This is a genomic window from Streptomyces sp. NPDC060209, from assembly GCF_042728155.1.
Classification (GTDB): Bacteria; Actinomycetota; Actinomycetes; order Streptomycetales; family Streptomycetaceae; genus Streptomyces.
The window spans coordinates 1-6009 of record NZ_JBHWZS010000430.1; the positions used below are offsets into that span (position 1 = coordinate 1).

Here is a 6009-nt window from a genome sequence, read left to right on the forward strand (position 1 = left end):
TCCTGCTTCTTGAAGATCTCGTCGACCTTGCCCTGGATGTTCGGAGTCGAGGGGTCGAAGACCAGCACGTTGGGGCCGAGGTCACCCCCGCCGGGCACCTCCTCGGCCTCGTCGCCGAACGCCGACTGGGCTGTGGGGAAGGCCATGAGCAGCGAAACGGCGAGTGCGGCGAAACCGAGCGCCTTGGAGCGGCGGTGTCGGCGTGGGGCGGTGGGGGGCGCGGGGTTCGTGGGGGGAACTTGCATGGATGACGTCTCCTGGGTCGTGGTACGGGTACACGACGGAACCGCGAGAGAAGCGAGAGAGCGCTCTCTCGTGTCGCCGATGTAACCGCTGTTGCCCGGGACACGTCAAGAGGTGTGCATCAGGAGCCTCGGTCGATCGCTGAACGGGCAACAAATAGCGTCTCCCGTAAGGCAATTGAGATATTTCGTGCTGATATCGCGCCGTCCATGGGTTCACAGGGTGACTGCTCGACCTCCACTCCTGGCTGAGCTGGTCGATCGGCCTCCCTGGGACGTTGTGGTTCGTGTAGCGAACTATTATGATTCGTGTAGCGAACTAATTAACTCGTGACGTGGGGAGACGGGTCTTATGAGTCGTACTGTGGCGGTCATCGGCGGCGGTTACGGGGGAGCCGCCGTGGCAAAGGCGCTCGACGCCGAGACGGATGTCGTGCTCATCGAGCCCAAGGACGCGTTCGTCCACGCGGCCGGCTCCTTGCGCGCCCTGGTGGAGCCGGACTGGGCGGACAGCATCTTCTTCCCGTACGACAAGCTGCTCCGTCGCGGCCGGGTCGTGCGCGGACGTGCGGCGTCGGTGGATCCCGGCGGTGTCACGCTGGAATCAGGAGAGCGGGTCGACGCCGACTACCTGGTCCTCGCCACCGGCTCCGGATACCCTTACCCGGCCAAGATGGACACGGACGTCTCGGCCGAGGCGCTGGAGCGGCTCCGTGCCACACACGCCGAACTGGCGGGCAGCGACCGGGTGCTGATCGTCGGGGCCGGGCCCGTCGGTCTGGAGCTGTCCGGCGAGATCAAAGCGGTGTGGCCCGGCAAGCAGGTGACCCTCGTCGACCCTGCCGTGCAGCTGCTCCCCGGCTTCGACCCTGCCCTGCGCGCGGACCTGGAGGGGCAGCTCGGCCGGCTCGGCGTCGAGGTGCGTCTCGGGACCCGACTGGAGGGGGAGCCGCCGACCGCGCCGGGGGCGGCCAGGACGTTCACGGTCGGCACCACGGCCGGTGAGGTGCTGACCGCCGACATCTGGTTCCGGTGCTACGGCGTCAGCGTCACCAGTGGCTACCTCGGTGAGGAGCTCGCCGGGCTGAGTGATCCGCAGGGGCGGATCCGGGTCACCGAGACGCTCGGCGTTCCCGGCCACGGCCACATCTACGCGCTCGGTGACCTCACGGATCTCGCAGAGGCGAAGATGGCCGGTTACGCCATGCGGCACGCCGAGGTGGTGGCCGAGAACATCATCGCCCAGGTCCGGGGTGACGAACCGAAGGCCGTCTACAGGCCGTCGCCCGTTCCGTCCGTGCTCCTGCCGCTCGGACCGCACGGCGGTGTGGGGCAGGCACCCTCGCCCGAGGGCTTGTCCCTCCTGCCCGCGGAGGCGGTGGCCGCGTACAAGGGCGCGGACCTGTTCACGGGCAGATTCGTCGAGCTGTTCGGCACGGCCTGAGGCCTCGCTCCCGGGGTCCTCTTCGCTGCCGCCGTCGCGCCTCAGAGGCCGCGCGCGGCGGAGGGGTCCTCGTCCGCCTCCATGAAGACCACCGGCACCTGGTTGTCCAGGACCATTCTGCCGAGCAGGTCCGCGAGGACATCCCGCTCCGCCTCGCTGAGAGCGGCGGGCAGGGCCTCCACCCGTCGGCAGGTCGCGGCGTAGAACTCGTCCACCAGCCCGCTGCCCTTCTCCGTGAGCGTGATCCGCACGGCCCGTCCGTCCAGCGGGTCCGGCTCCCGGCGTACGAGGCCGTGCCGGGCCGTGCGGTCCACGAGCCCAGTGAGGCTCGACTTGGCGAGCCCCAGCGCCGTACCCAGCTCACTCATGCCGTACGGCCGGGCCATCAGCACGCAGAGCAGCTGTCCCTGTTGCGGGGTCAGGCCGTACGCACGGCTCGATTCCGCATAGACGGCATTCACGAGGAACGACCCACGCACCAATGCGGCCGCGACGCTCATGCGGTCTCCGGCTGCTTTCCCCATACGGTCAGAATACGGCAGGCTTCGCGAGGCACCTGGTTCGCGGTGCGAATTACCGGAGAGCCCGCACCGCCGACGGGCCCGCCCGTCGTGCGGTCCTCGGGCCGCCCGCCAGGGCCTAGTTCAGCAGCGCCCTGGCCGCCTGGGCCCGGTGGCGGATGGCTTCGGCCGCCGTCGGCTCGATGCCGTCGACGATCTCGGCGTACTCGTCCATCTCCGCCGCCCCGCGCAGGAACTCCCCGCGCTGCACGAGGAGCTGGGCCCGCTCGTAGCGGAGTCTGGCCGGGTGGGAGGGCAGCAGCAGGGAGAGCTCGAGTGCCCACAGCGCCACGTCCGTACGCTCGGGGCGAGCCGCCGCCCAGGCCCGGACGTTGTTGAGGATCCGCAGCACCGTCTCCAGCGGTCCGGCGGGCACCAGCATCGACGCCTCCAGCGGTGCGCCGGTAGCCCCCGTCACCATCAGCGCCGCGTCCTCGCCGCTCAGCGGGGCGCCACCGGCGAAGGGGTCGGCCAGCACCCGCTCGGCCGGGTCCCCGAAACCGACCACGAAGTGGCCCGGGAGGGCGACCCCGTACACGGGCGCCCCGGCCCTCCGCGCGACCTCGATCCAGACCACGGACAGCAGGATGGGAAGTCCTCTGCGACGCCGCAGCACCTGCTGGAGCACCGACGAGTCCAGCCGTTGGTAGTCCTGGGACGAACCCGCGAAACCGCAGCGCTCGCCCAGCAGTTCGGCCAGTGCGGACGCCCAGGCGCGGGCGCCGCGGGCTCCGTACGGGAGGAGGCCTGCCAGCCGGTCCAGCTCGATCTGCGCCGCGTCGACGCCCCATGGATCGGCGTCCACGGGCGTCGGCGGGGCGGCCTCCGCGCCCAGCAGCAGGCAGAGAAGTGCGAGGTCCGGCCGTTCGGCACGCGCCTCCGCTGCGAACCGCTGCCGTCGATCGGCCGTGCCGGGATCCCTGGCGCTCATGTGTGACACGTGTCCCTGCTGCTGTCGCCGCTACGCGGACCGGAAGTGGTGGTAGCGGTGATGGGTGGCGAAGCCCATGCCGTCGTACAGCGCACGGGCACCTTCATTGTCCGTCTCCACCTGGAGCCACGCGGCCGACGCGCCCTCGTCCAGCGCCGTGCGGGCCAGTGCCGTCATGACGGCACTGGCGAGACCGCGGCGCCGGTACTCCTGGCCCACCTCGACGGCCATGAACCCCGCCCAGCGGCCGTCCACCACGCAGCGTCCGATCGCGGCCGGCGCCCCCGCGGGATCGTCGCCGGGCACGGAGGCGAACCACACCGAGGGGCCGCTGCCCAGCACCTTCAGGACATGGGGCCCCGGAGTCTCGAAGCGCTGGTACCGGGAGAGCCACGCGTCGTCCGGCTCCCGGGCCGTCCGTACGACGGAGACGTCCGTGTCCAGGTCGCCGACCGGTGCCAGCGCCGCGGTCCGCACCTCGGCCGACACCTCGCGCCGCCACCCGTGCTCCTCCAGATCCGCGCAGAGCCGCTCCTGCGTGCCCTCGGCGCCGGTGGCGGTCTGGATGTAGGCGGGCAGGCCGCGTTCCCCGTACCAGCGCCCGACATGCCCGAGCGCCTCGCCGAGCGGGAGGCCCGGATCGCCGAGCGGCAGCACGGAGTTGGCGCGGCGGGTGAATCCACCGGCCGCGCGCAGCCGCCACTCGCCCAGGAGTTCGCTCTCCACGGGCTGCCAGGCGCGTGCGGTGACCAGGGCGAGTTCGTCGAAGGAGGCGGCGGGACCACGGCGGCGTGCCGGGGCAGGAGGCACCACCTTGCCCGCCACCAGCGAGGATTCCGCGATGCGGATACTTTCGCCGCTCTTCGTCGTGACCGAGAGCACGCCGTCGTCCCACGATGTGAGAACCCCGATCGTGTCGGTGAACTTCGCGCCCTCGCCCGGGGCGTCGACGACGCGCCGTACGGATACCCGTTTGCCCACGTCAGCGGGGGTTGTGCGAACCTCGAGCCGTCCGCCCATGGTGAATTCCACAGCTCTGTCTGCCCCTCCTGTTCGGATCGTGCCCCGGAACGGAGATACTAGGGGCGGGCATCGACGACGCCGCGCTCCCGCGCGAGAGCCAACGCCCTACCGAGGAGGAACGACAGCGTGACCTACGTCATCGCGCAGCCTTGTGTCGACGTAAAGGACAAGGCCTGCATCGAAGAGTGCCCCGTCGACTGCATCTACGAGGGCTCCCGGTCCTTGTACATCCATCCGGACGAGTGTGTCGACTGCGGAGCCTGTGAGCCGGTCTGCCCGGTCGAGGCCATCTTCTACGAGGATGACACCCCGGAGGAGTGGAAGGACTACTACAAGGCGAACGTCGAGTTCTTCGACGACCTCGGCTCGCCGGGTGGCGCCTCCAAGCTGGGTCTCATCGAGCGCGACCACGCGTTCATCGCCGCGCTGCCGCCGCAGAACCAGTAAGCGGCCGCACGAGCGCCGCCCGGTCCCGTACGGCTCGTCACCGTGCGGGACCGAGGTGTTTCCCGGGCGCCACGCCCCCGTACGAGAAAGCAGAGTTCCGTGTCCGCAGCAGTTCCCGTCTCCTCCCGTCTCCCGGTCTTCCCCTGGGACAAGCTCGCGCCCTACAAGGCGACGGCGGTGGCCCATCCGGACGGCATCGTGGACCTGTCGGTGGGCACCCCCGTCGACCCGGTGCCCGAGCTGATCCAGCAGGCGCTGATCGCCGCCGCGGACAGCCCCGGCTATCCGACGGTGTGGGGGACCGAGGCACTGCGTGACGCCCTCGTGGGCTGGGCGGAGCGCAGGCTCGGCGCGGCCGGTGTGACGCACGGGAACGTGCTGCCCGTCGTCGGCTCCAAGGAGCTCGTCGCCTGGCTGCCGACCCAGCTCGGTCTCGGCGCGGGCGACAAGGTCGCCTACCCGCGGCTCGCCTACCCGACGTACGAGGTCGGCGCGCGGCTCTGCGGCGCCGAGCCCGTCGTCTACGACGACCCGACGGAGCTGGACCCGGAGGGTCTGAAGCTGCTCTGGCTCAACTCCCCGTCCAACCCGACGGGGCGTGTCCTGCCGAAGGACGAGCTGACCCGGATCGTGGCCTGGGCGCGCGAGCACGGTGTGCTGGTCTTCAGCGACGAGTGCTACCTGGAGCTCGGCTGGGAGGCCGAGCCCGTCTCCGTGCTCGACGCGGACGTCTGCGGCGGTACGTACGAGGGCATCGTCGCCGTCCACTCGCTCTCCAAGCGCTCCAACCTCGCCGGTTACCGGGCGGCCTTCGTCGTGGGTGACGCGGCGGTCCTCGGCGAGCTGCTCCAGATCCGCAAGCACGGCGGGATGATGACGGCGGCCCCGGTCCAGGCAGCGACGGTCGCGGCCCTGGGCGACGACGTACACGTGGCGGAGCAGCGGGCGCGCTACGCACGGCGGCGTACGGCCCTGCGGGCGGCGCTGGAGGCCCACGGCTTCCGGATCGAGCACAGCGAGGCGAGCCTCTACCTCTGGGCCACGCGCGACGAGCCGTGCTGGGAGACCGTGGCGCACCTGGCGGAGCTCGGCATCCTCGTGGCGCCGGGCGACTTCTACGGGCCGGCCGGGGACCGCTTCGTACGGGTGGCGCTGACGGCCTCGGACGAGCGCGTGGACGCGGCGGTCAAGCGGCTGTCCTAAGGGCGCAAGGCCCTGCCCGGCCCGCCGTATGTGCCGAGGGGCCTCGGGAGGGGGCCCAACCCGGGCCCCCTAGCGCGGTAGTCAACGGGGGGTTGAAACAGATCAGCCCGTAGGCAGGGCCGAGGGGGGGGGGGCCAATGGCGGCAGGCTAGTTTTAGG

At 71.0% G+C, this 6009-nt stretch carries 6 protein-coding genes and 1 pseudogene; 3 read left to right on the plus strand and 4 right to left on the minus strand.

The window, feature by feature from the left end; translation table 11 throughout:
• Positions 1-245, minus strand: a pseudogene (locus tag ACFWFI_RS40315) (coagulation factor 5/8 type domain-containing protein); the annotation flags it as partial.
• A 349-nt stretch (positions 246-594) separates the two neighbouring features.
• Here ACFWFI_RS40315 and ACFWFI_RS40320 point away from each other — a divergent pair.
• Positions 595-1686 carry an NAD(P)/FAD-dependent oxidoreductase gene (locus ACFWFI_RS40320; protein WP_387400543.1) on the plus strand — a complete coding sequence of 364 codons (1092 nt, stop codon included), beginning with the start codon at positions 595-597 and terminating at the stop codon, positions 1684-1686.
• Positions 1687-1727: 41 nt separating this feature from the next.
• On the opposite strand, the gene ACFWFI_RS40325 is transcribed toward ACFWFI_RS40320, so the two are convergent.
• From ACFWFI_RS40325 to ACFWFI_RS40335, 3 genes are all read right to left on the minus strand, one after another.
• Positions 1728-2186 carry a MarR family winged helix-turn-helix transcriptional regulator gene (locus tag ACFWFI_RS40325; RefSeq protein ID WP_387400551.1) on the minus strand — a complete coding sequence of 153 codons (459 nt, stop codon included), beginning with the start codon at positions 2184-2186 and terminating at the stop codon, positions 1728-1730.
• A 139-nt stretch (positions 2187-2325) separates the two neighbouring features.
• Positions 2326-3177 carry a transglutaminase-like domain-containing protein gene (locus ACFWFI_RS40330; RefSeq protein ID WP_387400545.1) on the minus strand — a complete coding sequence of 284 codons (852 nt, stop codon included), beginning with the start codon at positions 3175-3177 and terminating at the stop codon, positions 2326-2328.
• Positions 3178-3207: 30 nt separating this feature from the next.
• Positions 3208-4209, minus strand: coding sequence for a GNAT family N-acetyltransferase (locus ACFWFI_RS40335; protein WP_387400547.1), 1002 nt, complete (start codon positions 4207-4209; stop codon positions 3208-3210).
• A gap of 117 nt (positions 4210-4326) precedes the next feature.
• Here ACFWFI_RS40335 and fdxA point away from each other — a divergent pair, with 117 nt between their 5' ends.
• Together fdxA and dapC are read left to right on the plus strand one after the other, a co-directional pair.
• Positions 4327-4647: a ferredoxin gene (gene fdxA, locus ACFWFI_RS40340; RefSeq protein ID WP_014154250.1), complete on the plus strand. Its 321-nt coding sequence runs from the start codon at positions 4327-4329 to the stop codon at positions 4645-4647.
• Positions 4648-4746: 99 nt separating this feature from the next.
• Positions 4747-5850, plus strand: a complete 1104-nt coding sequence (gene dapC, locus ACFWFI_RS40345; RefSeq protein WP_387400549.1) for a succinyldiaminopimelate transaminase — start codon at positions 4747-4749, stop codon at positions 5848-5850.
• Positions 5851-6009: the final 159 nt, after the last annotated feature.